General features: G+C 60.1%; 17 protein-coding genes. 12 read left to right on the top strand and 5 right to left on the bottom strand.

The window, feature by feature from the left end:
• The first annotated feature begins 1 nt into the window (after position 1).
• The 4 genes from ACXYMS_RS07615 (at position 2) to ACXYMS_RS07600 (ending at position 4,090) form a co-directional block, all read left to right on the top strand.
• Positions 2-1,039, top strand: coding sequence for an ABC transporter permease (locus ACXYMS_RS07615; protein WP_458905138.1), 1,038 nt, complete (start codon positions 2-4; stop codon positions 1,037-1,039).
• Positions 1,029-2,000 (top strand): ABC transporter ATP-binding protein, encoded by a 972-nt coding sequence (locus ACXYMS_RS07610; protein ID WP_458905137.1) that lies wholly within the window; start codon positions 1,029-1,031, stop codon positions 1,998-2,000. Before ACXYMS_RS07615 ends, ACXYMS_RS07610 begins: the two co-directional genes overlap by 11 nt.
• A complete protein-coding gene (locus tag ACXYMS_RS07605; RefSeq protein WP_458905135.1) occupies positions 1,982-2,992 on the top strand; it encodes an ABC transporter ATP-binding protein in 1,011 nt (336 codons plus the stop codon). The genes ACXYMS_RS07610 and ACXYMS_RS07605 overlap by 19 nt, the downstream gene beginning before the upstream one ends.
• Positions 2,993-3,088: 96 nt before the next feature.
• Positions 3,089-4,090, top strand: a complete 1,002-nt coding sequence (locus tag ACXYMS_RS07600) for an NAD-dependent epimerase/dehydratase family protein (RefSeq protein WP_458905133.1) — start codon at positions 3,089-3,091, stop codon at positions 4,088-4,090.
• A 32-nt stretch (positions 4,091-4,122) separates the two neighbouring features.
• Here the strand turns inward: ACXYMS_RS07600 and ACXYMS_RS07595 are convergent, their stop codons facing one another.
• Together ACXYMS_RS07595 and ACXYMS_RS07590 are read right to left on the bottom strand one after the other, a co-directional pair.
• The gene (locus ACXYMS_RS07595) at positions 4,123-5,205 is read right to left on the bottom strand and encodes an ABC transporter ATP-binding protein (protein WP_458905131.1); all 1,083 of its coding nucleotides are present in this window, start codon (positions 5,203-5,205) and stop codon (positions 4,123-4,125) included.
• A gap of 17 nt (positions 5,206-5,222) precedes the next feature.
• A complete protein-coding gene (locus ACXYMS_RS07590; RefSeq protein WP_458905959.1) occupies positions 5,223-5,726 on the bottom strand; it encodes a hypothetical protein in 504 nt (167 codons plus the stop codon).
• On the opposite strand from ACXYMS_RS07590, the gene ACXYMS_RS07585 reads away from it, so the two are divergent.
• Positions 5,682-5,858, top strand: coding sequence for a DUF6634 family protein (locus ACXYMS_RS07585; RefSeq protein WP_458905930.1), 177 nt, complete (start codon positions 5,682-5,684; stop codon positions 5,856-5,858). The genes ACXYMS_RS07590 and ACXYMS_RS07585 overlap by 45 nt on opposite strands.
• A gap of 136 nt (positions 5,859-5,994) precedes the next feature.
• Here the strand turns inward: ACXYMS_RS07585 and ACXYMS_RS07580 are convergent, their stop codons facing one another.
• A complete protein-coding gene (locus ACXYMS_RS07580; RefSeq protein ID WP_458905130.1) occupies positions 5,995-7,221 on the bottom strand; it encodes an O-antigen ligase family protein in 1,227 nt (408 codons plus the stop codon).
• 312 nt (positions 7,222-7,533) lie between these two features.
• On the opposite strand from ACXYMS_RS07580, the gene ACXYMS_RS07575 reads away from it, so the two are divergent.
• Positions 7,534-9,771: an LPS-assembly protein LptD gene (locus ACXYMS_RS07575; RefSeq protein WP_458905128.1), complete on the top strand. Its 2,238-nt coding sequence runs from the start codon at positions 7,534-7,536 to the stop codon at positions 9,769-9,771.
• An 11-nt stretch (positions 9,772-9,782) separates the two neighbouring features.
• Positions 9,783-10,301, top strand: a complete 519-nt coding sequence (locus ACXYMS_RS07570; protein ID WP_458905126.1) for a hypothetical protein — start codon at positions 9,783-9,785, stop codon at positions 10,299-10,301.
• A 295-nt stretch (positions 10,302-10,596) separates the two neighbouring features.
• Here ACXYMS_RS07570 and ACXYMS_RS07565 read toward each other — a convergent pair whose 3' ends face one another.
• On the bottom strand, positions 10,597-11,445 hold the full coding sequence (locus ACXYMS_RS07565) for an FkbM family methyltransferase (RefSeq protein ID WP_458905125.1): 849 nt from the start codon (positions 11,443-11,445) through the stop codon (positions 10,597-10,599).
• A 149-nt stretch (positions 11,446-11,594) separates the two neighbouring features.
• Positions 11,595-12,617 carry an NAD-dependent epimerase gene (locus tag ACXYMS_RS07560; protein ID WP_458905123.1) on the bottom strand — a complete coding sequence of 341 codons (1,023 nt, stop codon included), beginning with the start codon at positions 12,615-12,617 and terminating at the stop codon, positions 11,595-11,597.
• Between the two features lie 184 nt (positions 12,618-12,801).
• Between ACXYMS_RS07560 and ACXYMS_RS07555 the strand changes: the two genes are divergently transcribed.
• The 5 genes from ACXYMS_RS07555 to ACXYMS_RS07535 are packed head-to-tail and all read left to right on the top strand — an operon-like array spanning position 12,802 to position 18,598.
• Positions 12,802-14,496 carry a hypothetical protein gene (locus tag ACXYMS_RS07555; RefSeq protein WP_458905122.1) on the top strand — a complete coding sequence of 565 codons (1,695 nt, stop codon included), beginning with the start codon at positions 12,802-12,804 and terminating at the stop codon, positions 14,494-14,496.
• 57 nt (positions 14,497-14,553) lie between these two features.
• Complete coding sequence (locus tag ACXYMS_RS07550; RefSeq protein ID WP_458905120.1) at positions 14,554-14,904, top strand: hypothetical protein; 351 nt, start codon at positions 14,554-14,556, stop codon at positions 14,902-14,904.
• A gap of 34 nt (positions 14,905-14,938) precedes the next feature.
• Positions 14,939-16,561, top strand: a complete 1,623-nt coding sequence (locus ACXYMS_RS07545) for a hypothetical protein (RefSeq protein ID WP_458905118.1) — start codon at positions 14,939-14,941, stop codon at positions 16,559-16,561.
• A 20-nt stretch (positions 16,562-16,581) separates the two neighbouring features.
• Positions 16,582-18,198, top strand: coding sequence for a hypothetical protein (locus ACXYMS_RS07540; RefSeq protein WP_458905117.1), 1,617 nt, complete (start codon positions 16,582-16,584; stop codon positions 18,196-18,198).
• Positions 18,173-18,598 carry a DCC1-like thiol-disulfide oxidoreductase family protein gene (locus tag ACXYMS_RS07535; protein WP_458905115.1) on the top strand — a complete coding sequence of 142 codons (426 nt, stop codon included), beginning with the start codon at positions 18,173-18,175 and terminating at the stop codon, positions 18,596-18,598. The genes ACXYMS_RS07540 and ACXYMS_RS07535 overlap by 26 nt, the downstream gene beginning before the upstream one ends.
• The last annotated feature ends 10 nt before the right edge of the window (positions 18,599-18,608 follow it).

The raw sequence follows: 18,608 nt of genomic DNA, 5'->3' as shown, positions 1-18,608 counted from the left end.
CATGACCGAAATCACCCAGCCATCATCCTATTCCCTTACCGATCGCCTCGACGCCGCGGCCATGGCGTCCGCCGCGCCCAGCCAGGCGCAACTGATGAAGGAATTGCGCGTCAAGGCCCGTCCCGGCTGGACTAGCCATCTGCCGCCCGGCCTCGCCGCCTTCGCCACCAACCCCAAGGGGATGACGGGCGTCATCGTTCTTCTGGCGCTGATCCTCTTCTCGATTTTTGGCCCCATGCTGAGCGACTACAATCCCAATCGCCGGGCCGGTGGCCCCCATGTCATGCCCAGCCAGGAACACGTGCTCGGCACCACCCGGATGGGCAAGGACGTCTTCACCCAACTGGCCTATGGCGGCCGGATCAGCCTCACCGTCGGCTTTGGGGCCGGGTTCACGGCGGCGCTGGTCGGCCTAGCCGTCGGCATTTCCGCAGGCTATTTCGGCGGACGTGTCGACGACATCCTCACCTTTTTCGTCAATGTGGTGCTGGTGCTGCCGGGGCTGCCGCTCATCATCGTTATTGCCACGATGGTGGAGACCGCCTCGCCCTGGGTGATCGGCGTGGTCCTGGCTGCGACTGGCTGGGGCTGGTCGGCCCGCACCATCCGAACGCAGACCCTGTCGCTGCGCACCCGCGAATTCGTGCTGTCTGCCGAATTGCTGGGCGAAAAGAAATGGCGGATCATCCTCATCGAAATCTTCCCCAACATGCTGAGCTTCTTCATGAGTGGGCTGGTGCTGGGAACCATAGCGGCCATTCTTGCCGAAGCGGCATTGGAATTTATCGGCCTGGGCGATCCCAATGCCATCACCTGGGGCACCATGCTGTTTTGGGCCCAGAACAACTTGGCCCTCCAGAGCAATGCCTGGTGGGAAATCTGGCCACCCTGCATTGCCATCATGCTCACCGGCGCTGCGCTGGTGATGGTCAACTTCTCGGTGGACGAAATCACAAACCCGCAATTGCGTGCTTCGCGCAAGATCGGGTTGATCCGCAAGTTCCTTAACAGCCGCGGGAGAAGCGCCGATGTATTCTGATCGGACATTGATCGAAGTCAGGAACCTCACCGTCGATTATGTCGGGGACCACTCCATGGCCCGCGCCGTCAATGGTATCGACTTCGACATCCGCGAGGGGGAGGCCTTTGGCTTGGCCGGCGAAAGCGGTTGCGGCAAGTCCACCGTCGCCTTTGCGCTGGCGCGGCTGACCCGCCTGCCGGGCTTGGTTTCGGGCGGGCAAGTGCGTCTCAATGGCGAAGATGTGCTGAAGTTCGACAAGGCCCGATTGAAGGCATATCGCTGGAACGAGGTCAGCTTCGTCTTCCAGTCGGCCATGAACGCGCTCAATCCGGTCATCCCGGTCGCCGAGCAGATCATGGACGTGATCGAAACGCACGAGCCGCAATTGGGCAAGGACGGCGCCCGCGCCCGTGCGGTCGAGCTGTTTGAACTGGTCGGCATCCCGTCAAAGCGCCTTGACGATTTTCCCCACCAGTTCTCCGGCGGCATGCGCCAGCGCATCTGCATTGCCATCGCCCTGGCTCTGCAACCCAAGCTCATCATCATGGATGAGCCAACCACCGCGCTCGACGTGGTGGTGCAGCGCGACATCATCGAGCAGATCGTGGAACTCAAGAACCGGCTCGGCTTCTCGGTTCTGTTCATCACTCATGACCTGGGGCTGATGATCGAGTTCTGCGACCGCATCGGCGTCATGTATTCAGGCGAACTGGTCGAGGTCGCGCCCTCGGAAGCCATTCTCACTAATCCCCAGCATCCGTACACGCGTGCGCTTGGCAACAGCTTTCCGCCGCTGACCGGGCCCCGTGTCCGCATGGAGGGCATAGCCGGTACGCCGCCCGACCTGCGCGACCTGCCGCAGGGTTGCCGGTTCTCGCCACGCTGCCCTCACGCCATGGACGTCTGCCACGCGGAGGTCCCCGAATTGCGCTTTTACCCAGAACACCGGAGCCAGGCCGCATGTCACTTATTGAGCTAGAACGACGCGGGGCCACCGAACTGGCCGATGGTCCGGTCCTCGAAATGGACAATATCGACAAGGAATTCGTTCTTGGCGGTGCCTTTCTCAACCAGACTTTCCTCAAGGCGCTTTCCGGCGTGTCCCTGAAACTGGTCAGGGGCAGGGCGCTGGCGCTGGTCGGCGAGTCAGGGTCTGGCAAGTCTACCTGCGCCCGCATGTTGGCCGGCGCCTATCAGCCGACCGGCGGCGCCATCCGCTATCGTGGAGAGAATATCACCGACTTTCACGGCAAGCGCATGCAGCAATATCGCGCGCAGGTGCAGATGATCTTCCAGGATCCCTTCGGGTCTCTTAATCCCACCCAGACTATCGGCTATCACCTTGAGCGTCCGATCCGCCTGCATCGCCCCGATCTCAAGGGAAAGGCGATCGAGGCCGAGATGCTGTCCCTGCTTGAAAGCGTGGGGCTACGGCCGGCGGCCGACTATCTCAAGCGGCGTCCACACGAACTCTCTGGCGGTCAGCGCCAGCGTGTCGCCATTGCCCGGGCGCTGTCGGTGCAGCCTGACGTGCTGCTGGCTGATGAGCCAACCTCCATGCTCGACGTCTCGGTACGGTTGGGCGTTCTCAACCTCCTCGAGGACATCAAGCAGCAACGGCATCTGGCTGCGCTCTACATTACCCACGACATCGCCACGGCGCGATACTTCGCCGAGGAAACGGCGGTGATGTATGCCGGCCATCTGGTGGAGCAGGGACCCAGCCAGGACATCACCGACAATCCCCGCCACCCCTATACCCAGCTCCTGATCGAATCCGTCCCCAACCCCAGCCGCAAGATCGAAACCGGACGGGCACGCCGCGCCGTCGATATTCCTGTCTGGACGCGAGACAGCCTCGGCTGCCCCTTCGTCTCGCGCTGCCCCAGGGTAAGTTCGGTCTGCAAGGAAACTATGCCGGGGCCGACCATGGTGGGACCAGGTCACAGAGTGCGCTGCCATAATCTGTAGTTAGTCCAGTAGGGATTGGGTTCGCGCCCGGCTCATGCTTTAACAAGCCGCTCCACGCGCCTTGCGTGGCCGATAAGCATGGCAGGACAGAGAACAATGCGAGTATTAGTTACCGGCACCGCAGGCTTCATAGGATTCCATCTGGCGCGCCGTCTGCTTGAAGATGGCCACGACGTCGTCGGCTACGATGGTTTCACCGAGTATTATGACCCGGCTTTGAAACGTGCGCGTGTTGCTCTGCTTGAGCAGCATGGGCGTTTTCGCCAGATACAAGCCATGCTGGAGGATGCCGAGACTCTGGACGCTTCGATCAAGGAAGCAGTTCCAGAAGTGGTCTATCATCTGGCCGCCCAGGCCGGCGTCCGTTACAGCCTCGAGCAGCCGAAGAGCTACATTCAGTCCAACGTCGTCGGGACCGCCAATCTACTTGAGACCTTGCGCCGTTTCCCGCCCCGGCACCTGGTTTTTGCATCGACAAGTTCAGTCTATGGCGGCAACACCAAAATGCCCTTTGCAGAAACGGACCGGACCGATGCGCAGGCATCGCTGTATGCTGCGACCAAAAGATCGGGCGAGGCTCTGGTGCACTCCTATGCTCACCTGTTCGGCATTGCATCCACCTGCGTCCGCTTCTTCACCGTCTATGGTCCATGGGGTCGGCCGGACATGGCGCTGTTCAAATTCACCGAAGCAATCCTCAATGGGCGGCCGATAGATGTCTATGGCCACGGAAAAATGCGGCGGGATTTCACCTACGTGGATGATCTCGTCGATGCCATCGCTGACCTTGGCGGGCTGCCACCAATGCCGGGTCAAAGTTTTGAGGGAGACAGCCTTTCGCCCATAGCGCCGTTCCGGACGCTCAATATCGCGGGAGGCCAGCCGGTCGAGCTGATGGACTTTATCAAGGCAATCGAGACTGCCCTTGGCCGCGAGGCAATTCTCAACCTCATAGGCATGCAGCCCGGCGATGTCGTTGCAACGCAGTCAGACACCAGCCTGTTGCGCGCCCTTCTTGGAACCTTGCCGGAAACGGATGTCAAAACGGGTGTTGCCCATTTTGTGGATTGGTATCGGGGATACTATGCCGTCGCGTGACCCTTGGCGATGGTCCGCCAAATGCGCAGCGCCTATTTGAGATTGATCCGATGGCCAGTCTGGTCGAAGAGGGCGGCCTTCTCTGCCGCGAAACCCAACGTCAGGCTCTGACCAACGCTGCAGGCGGTGTCGCCGTCCAGTGCCACGATCAGGTGTTGCCCGCTGGGCAGCGACATATTGACGATGGTCTCGTTACCCAGGTGCTCGACCAATGTGACGGCTCCGGTAAAGGGTCCGTTTGGCGTCGGCTTGAAGTCATAGGGGCGCACGCCGAGCGTCAGGGTGTCACCGGCCTTCTGGCCACCCCCTGCAATCGGGACGGAGATGGCGCGCATGGTTGGGCTGGATATTCGAATTGAACCCTTATCGGCCGCGTCGACCATAACCTCGACGAAGTTCATCTTGGGCGAGCCGATGAAGCCGGCCACGAACAGGTTGGCCGGGCGGTGATAGAGCTCGAGAGGCGAACCGACCTGCTGCACCACGCCGCCATTGAGCACCACGATCTTGTCGGCCAGGGTCATGGCCTCGACCTGGTCGTGGGTGACGTAGATCATGGTGGCGCCGAGGTCTTGATGGAGCTTGGAAATCTCCATCCGCATGTCCATGCGTAAGGACGCATCGAGGTTCGACAGGGGCTCGTCGAACAGAAATACCTCGGGCTGCCGGACAATGGCACGGCCGATAGCGACGCGCTGTCGCTGCCCACCAGGGAGTTGGGCCGGTTTGCGGTCCAGCAGATGCTCCATTTGCAGGATGCGCGCGGCTTCGCGGATCTTGGCGTCGCGTTCGTCTTTCGGCGTCTTCTTGAGCCTGAGACCAAAGCCGACATTGTCGTAGACACTCATGTGCGGATAGAGCGCATAGGACTGGAACACCATGGCGACGCCACGGTCTCGCGGCTGCACGGTATTGACCAGCCGGTCCCCGATTTTCAGCTCACCGCCGGTGATGTCCTCGAGCCCCGCGATCATGCGCAACAGCGTGGACTTGCCGCATCCCGATGGGCCGACAAAAACCACGAACTCGCCGTGCTCGATCTCGAGATCGACGCCCTTTATGACTTCGACCTTGCCATAGGTCTTGCGGATCTGGTTCAGGCTCAAACCGGCCATGATGATCTTCTTGTGCCCTAGACCCGGGCACCGGGTGGAAGTTTGTCGAGTTCGGTGTGGAGCAGGCCGTCTTGGTCCATCCTGACAGGAATGGGATCAGAAACCTGGCCGACGAACGAACCGTCAGCCGCATCATGCCGGAAGCCCATGAACACCAGTCCATCGTCCGTCTCGACGATCTTGCCGGCATATCGGCTGCCCTGTGCGCCATCGAAAAAGGCGCCCGGCGCCACGTCCCACGGACCAAACGGATCGTTGGCCATCAAATAGTGCGTTCCGCGCACCGGAGTCTCCGGGTTGATCCGCTTGTAAGCTTCGGACCAGTGCGATCCGTCGGTGCAGAACAGCATGTACCATTTTCCCTTGGCCTCGAAGACCTGAGGTACTTCCATCTGGCCGAACATGCCTCCGGCTGGCGTCCGGGGCCGGAAACGCTCGATCGCGCCCCGCGGCTTCACAACTGGCACTTCGTCGAACTGGGTCCGCAGCGCGTCATCCTGGTGGGCACTGTCATCGGTCATCCCAGGCTCGGCGATCGGCCGCTGATCCAGACCTCCTATCTGATCGGTCTTGATGCCACGCATCTTAATTGGGCAAGGACATTGTCACGGTTCTATGTCTTGGGAGAACCTTCGGATTATCCTTTGGGGTAGAGGTAGACCTGCCACGCGCCGGAGATGGGCGTGATTCGTCATCGTCCAAGTCGCCCGCGCCATAGTTGCTGGACGGCACAGACGGACGCGATCAAACTCCGAAACGCGGTGTAGGAACTGTGATTTCCAGTAAAGCCTATAGATCGGTGGCTTCCGCTTCCGCCGCATCGGACGAGACCGTCGAATTCCCCAGCATACCGATCATCACACAAACGGCTGCAAAGGAGGTGGTGACCGTCAGAATACCGAACATGGCATTGGTCAGCCCCATGACAAAAAATCCGGTGACAAGGGTCGAAGCCAGAACAATTGTCCACGGGCGAACTGCAGAAGCTGGTGCGCGAAACGCCTCGACCAAGGGTGCCAGCACCATGAGAAAGTAGGTAGTAAGTCCAAGAATGCCGCCGCTGGCAGCCATGTCGATGATGTCGTTGTGCAGGTGAGGCGTGTTCCCGAATGGCATATCCGCGAGGCTGTCGGCAACTGCAGTAAATGCCAGCGGACCATGGCCGAAAATCGGGGCCTCCAGAACCGCACGGGCCCCACCGAGATACATTTGGAGGCGTACATCGGTGGAATTGTCCGTCGGGGCCCCATGCGCCAGGGTTTCGGCGATATCTGACAGGACGCGCTCGATGCCCGATATCTGACTTCCACCCACGGCCAAGGCTAATGCGCCGATCGCCACCAGCACGACGGTTCCGGCAAGCACAAGGCGACGGCTGACCAATTGCACAGCGGCGATGCTAACGGCGAAGGCAAGGAGCATGGCCATGACCGCGACAACGGCGCCGCGAGTGCCCGATAGTGCCACCGCAATGACAGACATGATCGGGGCGACCACAAACAGTATGCGCCAATACGAGCGAGCAAAGGCCATTCCGATCAGGCCAAGGAAGCCGACTAACAAGGCGACATCTGCGAAGTGAATGGGGTTGGCGATTGCAGCGCCTGCCCTGACGGTTCCTGTTGCCTGTACCTCGCTCAGCGCCATGATGGCGGCACCGGAAGCCCCGCAAAGGGCCAGAATGCCCAACAGCAACCCATGCTCACCCAAATCAGTCCCCCGAAACGCGGCTAGAAGAGGCCACACAGCCAGCATGGGCGTGAAATAGAGCAGGCCGGAAAGACCCGCCACACCAGCACTTGCCGTGTAGGCGACGGCGATCAGGGCAAGCCCGGCCAGCGGCATCCACGCGACAGGGCGTACAAGCTCCCGCAGGGCGCCGGGCCACATGAACGCAATTGCGGTCCCACCTGCGACCAAGAAGAGGATGTTCCCGGCTTCCGGAGCAACCGGCCCTATGGCGAGAACGGCCGTGAGGGCGATGAAGGGGATGATGATCTTGGGGTTCGATGTCATGGGCCTTCAAATAGCTGTGTGATATTCGGCCGGCAAGCGCGCGATTGAGAATGCCTGGCCAGCACTGCTGGCAGGCAGGTCACTTTCCCGCCGATTCGTACATTCTTCATTGCCCGCCTTTACATTGACCGGTAGTTTGTCGGCCACGGGCGTTTCGGCTTTGGACGGCGTTGCGTTTTCTTGTATCAGCGTAGTGTGGTCAATGCCGAGCCGAGTATCCAGAGCACATAGCGCAGGGGGGACTTTGCCGTGAAGTCCGGCATAGGCGCAGCTTTGCTTGGCTCAATGGCCTTGGTCACGACAGGCCTGGCTATGGTTCAGCCCACCCTTGCGCAGGGACTGTTGCCGCAGGACTTCTTCAGCGCGCCCATTGACCCGTCAGCGCCGACGGCCATCGAGGCCGAGGAACTGGTCTTCGACTCCGTCAACAATGTCATCGTCGCCCGTGGCGATGTCGTCTTGCGCGTCAGCGGCTATGTCCTGACTGGCCGCGAACTGGTCTACCGCCGCGATGCCGGCGAAATGGAATTAATCGGTGATGCCACCGTCACCGACCCGGCCGGCAATGTATCGCGCAGTGACACGCTGAACCTGACGGGCGGATTTAAGCGGGCCGTGCTCGATAGCATGACCCTGACGGCCCACGACGGCTCCCGCATCACGGCAGACAGTGCCGAGTTTGACCAGGTGCTGAACTCCATCCTGACCAATGCGCAATATGCCCCTTGCGGGGAATGCATCAGCACATCGGGTCACCGCATCGGCTGGTCGATCAGCGCCGCTCGAATCGTTCAGAACGCCGAGGACAATTCGATCACCCTCGAGCAACCCTCCATCGCGCTGCTCGGGATACCCGTTGCCTGGCTGCCTTATCTCTGGCTGCCCGACATGAGCAATGAGGCCCTTGAATCCATCCCCAAGCCCAGTCTTGGCTATAGCGAGGAAATCGGGGTCAAGGTCGAGCTGCCTTTTGCCGTCTATTCGACCCGGCACACCAGCATTATCCTCTCGCCCACGCTTCTGAGCGGGCAGGGCTTCCTCATGGGGGCCGAGTGGATACAGCGTTTCGACCGGGGATCGTTCAGCATCAAGGCCTCCGGTCTCTACCAGTTCAACAAGATGGCCTTCACCTTCGCCGACGCGCAGCGCGATTGGCGCGGCGCTGTCCAGGCCGCCGGCGAATTGAAGCCGGTCGAGGACTGGACACTCGGAGCCGCCTATTCGGTTTTCACCGACAGCGCCTATTTCGCCGATTACCTGCTGGACCCGCGGCGCTCGGCTGTCAACGAGGTCTATGCGACGCACCTCTCCGATGACACCTATATCGACGCGCGCATCCAGCAGGTCAATCTGCTTGGCAACAACACCCAACAGACTCGCGACCAGCAGGGCATAGCCCTGCCCAATGTCCGGGTCGCCCGCACTTTCGCCATCCCTGATGGTGGCGGGCGGATCGAGGTCGAGGGGCGGCTGCTCGCCATCACGCGCGCCGCTGACTCGACCACCACGGTCAATGGCATCCCCTATGACTATGGCTATGCCGGCACCCGTATCCACGGCATGGCGCAGGCCAGCTGGCAAAACCAGTGGATCGCCGGGGGAGCCGTCATCACCCCGTTCCTCGGGCTTCGGCTGGATGGGGCAGGCTATGACGGCAATAGCGCGCTGGCCTCGGCTCCCGCTGCCCAGACGCTCCTCAGCGCAACCCCGATTGCTGCCCTCGATATCCGCTATCCGTTGGCGGCCTATGGCAATGGCGTCACCCACCTGATCGAGCCGATTGGCCAGATCGTCTATCGGGGTGCGTCCAATATCGCTCCTGGGATCACCAATGAGGACTCCCAAAGCCTGGTGTTCGACGACACCAATGTGTTCAGCTACAACCGTTTTACCGGCATTGACCGGCAGGAGACCGGCCTCCGCCTCAATGTCGGCGGTCGGTATCTGGCCAGCCTCGACGATGGCAGCTATTTCGAATTGGTCGGCGGGCAGTCGTTCCAGCTGGCCGGTACCAATGCGTTCGCTGCGCCCAACCGGCAGCAGGTCGGCGTAGCCTCCGGGCTGGAGAACGCGAGCTCCTACGCGGTGCTGGGCGCCTATGGATCACTGGCCGATACCCTCAAGGCAGGCGCCAAGGTCCAGGTTGATACCAGCACGTTTGCTCTCACCCGTGCCGGGCTGGGTGTCAGTTATGGTCGGGACGGCTGGTCCGGCGCGCTCAACTACGGCTTTGCCGCCGCGACGCCGGCGACTGGTAATATTCGCGATATGCACGAGGTCGGCGTGGAACTCTCGCTCCCAGTGGCAGAGTACTGGACCGTGAGCGGCAACGCTTACTGGGATATCGACGCCGGCAGTTACCTTCAGGTTGGCGGTGGCGTCACCTACAATGATGGCTATCTGGTCGTCTCCGGAGCGGTGACGCGAACTGGCCCGACCCACAGGTCAGCCAATGATCTGCGCGCCACGGCAACCTTCAGGCTGCTGGCGCCCGCTGGGCTGGATGTCGGCTATTCGGGCGCCGTGCCGATCAAGAGCTGGTTGGAATAGGGAGGCGGAACGTGAAGAAACATAAGCTCCTGCCCATCGCCATTGCCTTGACTCTCCTCGGCCTGCTGGCCGGATGCACCAGCTTTGCCCCCGTATATGGTGATCGAGCTACCGATGGAAGCCTCGCGTCGGCCCGTTTCAATTTCGCGCCATCCAATAGCCGCCTCGAGCAGATCATTCTCGACCGCCTCAAGGTTGCTTTTCCAGGCGAGGCAAGTCCGCTTGATCCGGTGTTGGACATCTCCGCCTCGGCCGGCGGGCTGCCCGGGTCGGTCTCGAATGCCTTTTCCGTCTCAAGGCCGGCCAATATCCGTGTCACGGCAACGGCGACGATTTCGCAGGGCGGCATCGTCCTTTTCGAGACCACGCGCTTTTCCGATACGAGCTACCAAACAGGCAAGCTGACGCCAGTTGAAATCGCATCGGCCTCCGGGACGCAGGAAGCGGCGGCACGCAGCACCGCGGAAGCAATTCGGGCGGCTATCCTAGCTAAGTACAGGCCCTCCGAAGCAATCGTACAAGTCCGCTAGCTTTCGGACATTCGCGCGCCCCCGGCCGACCGTGACTGATTCAGCCACGCAACAAACTGCTGTGGCGGTCGATTGTCATAATCGGCGAACCCCACAGGAGAGCAACTGTCTCGTCCTCACTCGGGACCTCAGCGGCAGGGCGGGACACATGGATCCCGGCCACAAAGAGTCTGCTCTTCGGCAAAGCCTCAGCGAGCCATTTCGCTACAACGCGAGCAAATATTATGCCGAGCGAGGTTTCTCGATACGTGGACTGACACACTTGCACCGGCCAGCGGATTGCTGAAAACAGAATTCAGAGCGACAACTCCGCCCTATCGCCCAGCGCAACGAAGTTGTAGCCGGTGTACGCATTGGCTTTGACAGCACGCGCATCGTCAATTGACCGGATGGGGACAACGTCCCCCGCCTCGGAGACAAAACAAACACGCCGGCCCTCCCCAAGGAGGTAGGCGGTCGGGATGCAATCTTGGTCCTTGCCGTGGTCTTCGTAAAGAAAAAGGGAGTTCCCCTGCAAGGTGGCGGTCGCGCCCCGAAATGCTTCCACCTCCACACCTTCCACGTCCAGCTTCACCAGGATCGGGCCAGTTGCGTTCCGCGGCGTTTGCGCGACCAACTGATCGACTGTCACGGTGGGGATGCGTTCGGTTTCACCACTATCCGAAATGTGGCGTCCAGCCGAGTGACCGGTCTTCGAGAATGACACAAATTGAGTAGATCCATCCGTTATGGCGGCGTGAATGACCTGGAACCGGTTTGAGTTTCCGGTCCGATTTTGCTGCAACCAACCAAAACTTTCGCTCGAGGCTTCGATGGATACAGTCGGAACGGTGGCGCTCATGACGACGGACCAATATCCCATATTGGCACCGCAATCTAAGAACAACGACGGCATCTCGGCCAGATGATCGAGCAGATGCAGGAGTTCGGGTTCATAAGGGGTATTAGTGAGCAAGTAATAAAGCCAGTAACGATCGCCTGCCGGGAAAGCAAATTCGCCTCCATTTACGGGCATGGTGACCCTGGCCGCAGCGCCAAATGGAAATACGTAATTGACGACACTCATGAACCGCTTGAATCCACGTCGACGGATAGGCGTACTCAGCTTCAGGTAGGCCGCGGCAAGATTGGTGTTGACAGTCATATTAAATGCCCCCTGCGCATGCTGCTGAAGTATTCAACATCAGGCGATGTGCCACAAGGTCATCCGGCATCTGGCCGCTGACCGGGTTTTCGACCCGCTGCATTCTCGGAGGCACCGGACAACCCGTCGCAAATCTGCCGAATACGCGCCTAAACGCCATAATAGTCTCGATACCAGACAACGAATGCTCCGACGCCGTCATCGATGCTCGTGTCGGGTTTATATCCCACCAGTGTCTGCAGCTCGCTGACATCGGAAGACGTATTGGGCACGTCGCCCGGCTGCAACGGAAGCAAATCCAGAATCGCCTTGACGCCCAGGGCGCGTTCCAGAGCCTCGATATAGGCCGATAGTGTCACCGGGTTGCTGTTACCCACGTTCAGCAGGCGGAACGGGGCATTGCTGGTGGCCGGGTCGGGATTTGCGCTGTCCCATTCCGGATCGGCCGCTGCAATCTTGTCACTGGCGCGTATGACCCCCTCGGCAATGTCGTCGACATAGGTAAAGTCACGGGTGTGGTTGCCAAAATTGAAGACGGGGATGGGCTCGCCGGACAGCATTTTCTGGGTAAACTTGAAGAGCGCCATGTCCGGTCGCCCCCATGGCCCGTAAACCGTAAAGAACCGCAGGCCGGTCGTCGGGAGTGCAAAAAGATTGCTGTAGCTATGCGCCATCAGTTCATTGGCGCGCTTTGTTGCAGCATAGAACTGAAGGGGATGATCCACACCGTCATGCTCAGAGAACGGCATCTTGGTGTTGGCACCATAAACGCTCGAAGTCGACGCATAGGTCAGGTGTTCCACCTGAGCATGCCGGCAAGCCTCAAGGATGTTGGTGAAGGCAATGATATTGCTTTCAACGTAGGAGTGGGGGTTCTCAATGCTGTATCGCACCCCGGCTTGCGCGGCCAAATGGATGACGCGATCGAACCGGTGGTCGCCAAACAGAGCATCAACTACGTCGCGATCGGCCAAGTTGCCACGCACGAACTGGTAGCGCGCACCCTGCTGGGTGCTCAATTCATTCAAAATCTGGAGACGCGCTTCCTTCAGGGCAGGGTCGTAATAGTCATTGACGACGTCGACCCCGACCACTTCGTCGCCGCGGCCGATAAGCCGCTTGGCCACATGGAAGCCGATGAAGCCGGCGCTGCCCGTAACAAGAATCTTCACTGGGATGTCCTGATTGCATGCAGATTCGGCACACCTGTTGGCTGCCGGGCCTTCTCATAGAGCATGCGCAAGCGCTTGCCCAGATCGATTGGTACATGGTGTAGGGAAGCGAATATCAAGCCGAGAACGTGAGAATGGCATTGACTTCATGCGCTCCTCCTCACATCCAAACCTGGACGCCAAGTTGAGCGAGGAAAACAACGATGATCCGGGGGATGCCATGAGGCCGCCTGCAGCGCGTGACAGCGATCCGGACGTTTTCATCGTTCTGCTCTTCGCTGTTCTGGGCTTTGCCGATTTCGCCGGAGCCTTCGCCGTTACCCCGGGCCCGATACTTGGGGGAGACAGCACCATGATCCTGACGCGGGCGCTGGCCGGTCTCTATCCGGACCTATATGCGTTGGATTTTCTCTTCGACACGCCGTCCAACTACACCTTCTACAACAACATCAACGTCGTGCTGTTCCAACTGTCGGAGATGGCAGGCCTGGGCCAGCCCGACGACGTGATGAGGGCGCTCAAGGGCATATCGTCGTTCGCGTTTCTACTCGGCTGGTATCTGCTTGGATGTCATGTCACAGGCAGCAGGTTTGCGGGGCTGATGCTTGCGCTGGCCTGCACCTTCTCCCTTGAGACTGTCGCGGGTGACTACTGGGGGCTGTTCCAGGAGGCACAGCCGAGGGTACTGTTCAGCGCCTACTTCCCGTTCTTGATCCTGCTGATGTTGCAGGCCGGTGACGACGTCAGATACTGGCTCGCGACTTTTCTCCTTGCCGGCTTTGCCTTTTGGCTGCACCCGGCTTCGGGTCCACCGGTGGCGCTGTCGATGATGGCAGCTATGCTGGTGCAGGGCTATCGCAAAGCAACTCCGCTTCGCCTAGCGGGTCTTGCGTTGGTCAGCGGTCTCCTGTTCCTCGTCATCATCGCACCAAATTTCGGCCAGTACGTTTCCGACATTCTTTATGCGCGGAATGGCGCAGATCCGGCGCTCACGGACCAGGCGACGCGCCTGCGCTACTCCGAAGAATATGTCGACGTCTTCAATGGTGTTGTGAGCAGCTTGGCTTCGATCCTGTCCGGACCGCGTGTCCTGCTGCTGGGCATGGCCGGGCTGGGAGCGGCACTGGTGTGGCGGGGCGACGATGCAGAGGATCGCGGGAAACTGTTAGCAGTCGTCGTCCTGCTCGCATGCCTGTTCATTCTGTCCTGCGTGGTTCCAGTGCTTGAAAACGTCGCCTCGCGAATGGCGGGGCGGCAGCCGCTGCAGCTTGATCTCGTCCGGGCGGTTCGCTACGTGGTACCGCTGCTGCTGCTGCTAGCGGTCTGGGGTGCGACCCGGTTTTCCGGTGTCCGCTTGGGCCGGTACTTTCCGACCGTTGTTATGGTGTTCTGGCTTGGCGCTGTGCACTTTCCGCCCGTTATGGAGCAGAATGCTGGGCCCGTAGCCGGTATCCAGTGCTGGCTGCGCGGCGAACTGGTGTGCCCGTCGCCGATGCCGGATGACCCAGCGGGCGAAATGCTCGCATTTATCCGTGACGAGACCCCGCCCAATGCGACGTTTTTCGCCCGCGCTCTGGGCCCTTCGATTCGGGCATTGGCGCGCCGACCCCTCGCTTTCGACTGGAAGGACATCGGCTGGCTGGCCTATTCAAATCATGGAAAGCTGGGCAGCAGCTTGGCAGCAATGCGGGAATTCGTTTCGGTGCGCGACAGTGACGAATCCGGTGTGGCCCGACGCTGGGTGATGCTGGGACAGGCAGTTGGCGCGGACTACGTGGTCGTCACCGACCCGATAGAGCCAGACCTGCTGGCGGGGGTAGGGCGCATCGTATTCCAAAATCGTCTGGGAAGTGTGGTGGCCGTAACGCCTCTCCCATAATGCTAGTTTGCCCCCATTGGCCGGCACAAGAATGGTCATGGACCAGAAAGACGTATCATGAACTGGGTATTGCTCCTGTTGATCTCGCTCATCGCTGCATCGGCGCAGGTGATAATGAAATTTGCTGCCGAGGAATCCAAAGCGGAGGCTGGTATCTTCGCGCCGAAGGTGCTGGCGATCATCGTTGTCGGCTTTCTTGTATCCTGCGCAGGACAGGTGCTGTGGTTCTACGCCCTCCGATTTGCGTCGCTGAGTTCAAGCTATCTGTCCTTGTCGCTGGTGTTCCTGCTGGTGCCAATAGCCGGATGGTGGCTGTTTTCTGAAAACCTGCAACCACTGCACTTTGTCAGTATGGCCCTGATCCTGTCGGGTGTCGCCGTGCTGGGCCTGATCAACCACGGCGCTTGAGCGGGCAGGGGGCGAAGAGGGGCTGAGGGCAGCGTTGAGCGCATCGGAAGATATCGCAAACGGCGTCGCGTCCGCCAAGACGCCGCACCCGTCCCAGACGATGGTGGCGATTTCACTGATCGCCATTGCGTTTGCGTGCTTCCATGCGCTGATCAGTATTGGAGATGTCTTGCAACGTCCTGGCGCTGGCCAGTTCACTGTTCTTTCCGCAATCATGATCATCGGTGCCCGATGGCAAAGGAAGGATCTGCCATTTTCCGCCCAGGCGATCCTGCTCGTGATCAATGTCGACTGCGTGGTCTATCTCGCAGGCGCGTGGCCGACCTATCAGTTGGGTTTCGACAATCCGGCAGCGGACTCGGTGTGGGTGCCCGTGGCGTTTGGCATCCTCGCGCTTTTCCGGCCGGCCTTCCTTCTGGTTCCTGCCATCGCCATGCAATGGTCGAAGGTGCATCTGGCGCGGGAGTTCGGCTCGGGCGTATCGAGCAGTGCCGACTATATCATCATTCCGGACCTGGCGATTTTGACTGTCCTCTTTATGGCTGTCCTGTCCATCCATGCCGTGGTTTCCGCCAAAATTCCGGAACAGCACCGCTGGAAATTTCCGAGCCTCGACAGGGATTTCTATTTCGTCTCCTGCGTGGTGGCGTTGGCGGGCGTTCATTTTTCGAACTATTTCTATTCTGGTCTGGAGAAGTTGATCTTGCCGGGCGCATCGCCGCTGACCTGGGTACTGGAGAACCCGACCTATTTTCTGGCCATCCACACCGCCGATTTCGGCCTGATGACCCTGCCCAACGTCCTGGGATCCGGATCCAATATCCTGCCCTACGTCACCATGCTGAATGTACCGATCAACATCGCGGTACTGATCTCTCAGTTGCTCGTGGTCCTTGTTTTGTTCTCGATGCGGGCCTCGACGGCGGTGACCGTGTTTTATGACCTGATGCACTTGGCGATCTTTGCACTTTCGGCAATCTTCTTCTGGAAGTGGATCATTCTCAACGCAGGATTCGTGCTGGCTTTCGACAGTATCAGGCGAAGCAGAATTGTGCTGCCACGTGCCGTTTCTCTGCTGGGATGCGCTATCGTTGTGGGGGCACCCTTCGTCTCGTTCAGCATCGCCAAGCTGGCGTGGTTCGATACGCCTGGCGTTGTCGAGGTCCGGATCGAGGCGGTCACGGATGAAGGTACCCGCGTTACCGTGCCATCAAACTTTTATCTCGATGGTTCACTAATCATCGCCCGGCAGAAATTTGCCGGCGCCATGCCCGGATTCCTGCCCACCGGCACGTGGGGGACAACTAGCGATGCGGGCGTATTCGACGCCATGATGACACAGTGCGTGCAGAGCGCGCAGCCTTGGGAATTGTCCGACAACTACCGAAAGCTGGTGTCGACGCTGATCGGCAAGTATCACGACCTGGCGATCACGCTTTCGCAGGACGGCAGTGGCCGGTTTTCCTACGATTTCTACCCGCATCATATCTGGTCGGCGCCGTGGATGTTCGGGGCGTTCGCGAACCTTGATCTGCGAACGGTGCAATTGTACGAGTTGGTCATTGATGCCAGATGCGTTTCGGTCAGCGCGCAGGGCGATGTCTCGCGGATTCCGGTGGGGACTGCCCGCTATAGGTTCCCAATTGGCACGGAGTGAGACCTGGTTAGGGGGACGCCTTGAGCTTAGCGAATGCGGTAGCCCCCCGTGCCGGGCGACTTTTCAAGGAAACCGGTGTGGTCATCGGGCTGCTGGTCGTTGCGCTGGTGGTCTTTGCCCTGCTCGAGGGTGAACTCGGGCTGCTGCGGGGGAGCAGTCCGCTCCGGGTAGCTCTGATTTCGGGACTGTTGCTGCTCGGGCTAGGCTGGAAGCGAAGCGCGTTGCCATTCCCATTCATGGCAGTGCTCTTCGCCATCAACCTCAACTGCGTGATTTACCTAGCAGGGTCGTGGCAGACTTACGATCTCGGGCTGGAGCCGGAATGGACGAACAGTGTCTGGATCCCGGTGCTTATCGGGTCGCTGGCCATATTCCGCCCGGCATTGGTGCTGGTTCCCGCCATTGCGCTACAATGGTCCAAAGTTGCCCTCGGCGAGTCGATCGGCGGAGCGATTTCGGGGCGCTCCGACTACATCATCATCCCTGATCTGGCCCTGATGACAGGGGTATTCCTCGCCCTCTACACAGTATTCCAACTGCTGGCATCCCGAGCAAAGGTCCTGCCCTGGAGCCGATCAGGCCATGTTCTGGCTGCGCCCGAGCAGTATTTCATTGGCTGCGTCGTCGCCCTCGCCGGCATCCACCTGTCCAACTATTTCTATTCGGGATTGGACAAGGTCTTCCTGGCTAACGCCACGCCGCTGACCTGGATCCTGCAGAATCCGACATACATGTTGACAGTGCACACGCAGGATCTGGGGATGCTGGTGCTGCCCAACATCGTCTCTGGAGAGTCTTGGCTCTACCAGTGGCTGGTCATCGCCAACACTCCGCTCAACGCTGCAGTCGTGGTCAGCCAGCTTGCCGCGCTATTCGTGCTGCTGTCGCTGCGCATGTCGGCGGTGCTGACCTTCTTCTACGATCTCATTCATGTCGCCATCTTCCTATTGTCGGCCATTTTCTTCTGGAAATGGATCGTGCTCAATGCGGCGTTCGTGCTGGCATTCGACGCCATGCGCCGTCAGGCCCGGCCAGTACCCAGGGCGACCCTTGTGTTCGGCTGCCTGGTTGTGCTGGCGGCGCCATACTTGTCGTTCACCATCGCGCGGCTGGCCTGGTTCGACACCGGCGGGGTGAACAAGGTGATGTTCGAGGCTGTGACGTCGGACGGCGAAGCGGTTCGGGTGCCGTCCAATTTCTTCCTCAACGACTCCATCGGCGTGGCCCAGCAGCGCTTCACGGGGGCCATGGGCAGCTACCTGCCCACTGGCACCTGGGGCACGACAGGAGACGCGAACATCCTGCGTGAGATGCAGCAGGACTGCCCCGCCGCGGCACGGCCGTGGACATTGCCCAGCGAGGCGCGCGTCCGTATCCAAGCGGTGATCGATCATCACCACGCTCAGGCGCTGGAACTCTCGGCAGACGGCAGTGGCCGATTTGTCTACGACATTTACCCTCACCACATCTGGTCTTCCCCCTGGGGATATGACGAATTTGCCGCGCTTGATCTCCGCTCAGTGCAGTCCTATGTGTTGGCTGTCGACGCAAGCTGCGTCTCGGTTGGTCCGGATGGTCGCGTCACGCGGATCCCGGTAGGAAACTCTCGCTATGAGTTCGCTGTCCAAGCTCAGTGAGCGCCCTGAATGGGCCGGAAAGGCCGTCGTGATCTACGATGGCGAATGCCCGTTCTGTTCGCGCTTTGTGGCCTATCAACGACTCCGGGAGTCGCTGAACCGCCTGCAATTGGTGGATGCCCGCGAACGGCCGGACCTGGTGCGCGAGTTTGAAACGGCCGGTATGCCGCTTGACCAAGGCATGGCACTGGTGCTCAACGGCGAGATTTACTACGGGGCCGACTGCATCAATCGCCTGGCGCTGATGAGCAGTCGCAGCGACGTGTTCAACAAGCTCAACGCGGCCATATTTCATTCGCCGACCGTTTCGCGCCTACTCTATCCGGTCCTGCGGGCGGGTCGCAATTTCACCTTGCGATTGCTGGGAAAGCGGAGCCTGAAGGATACATTCGAGCTTTAGCTCTGGCTGC

This window comes from Devosia sp. CAU 1758 (assembly GCF_054482695.1).
Note: the sequence above shows the minus strand (reverse complement) of the source record. Positions and strands in the feature narration are given on the sequence as shown.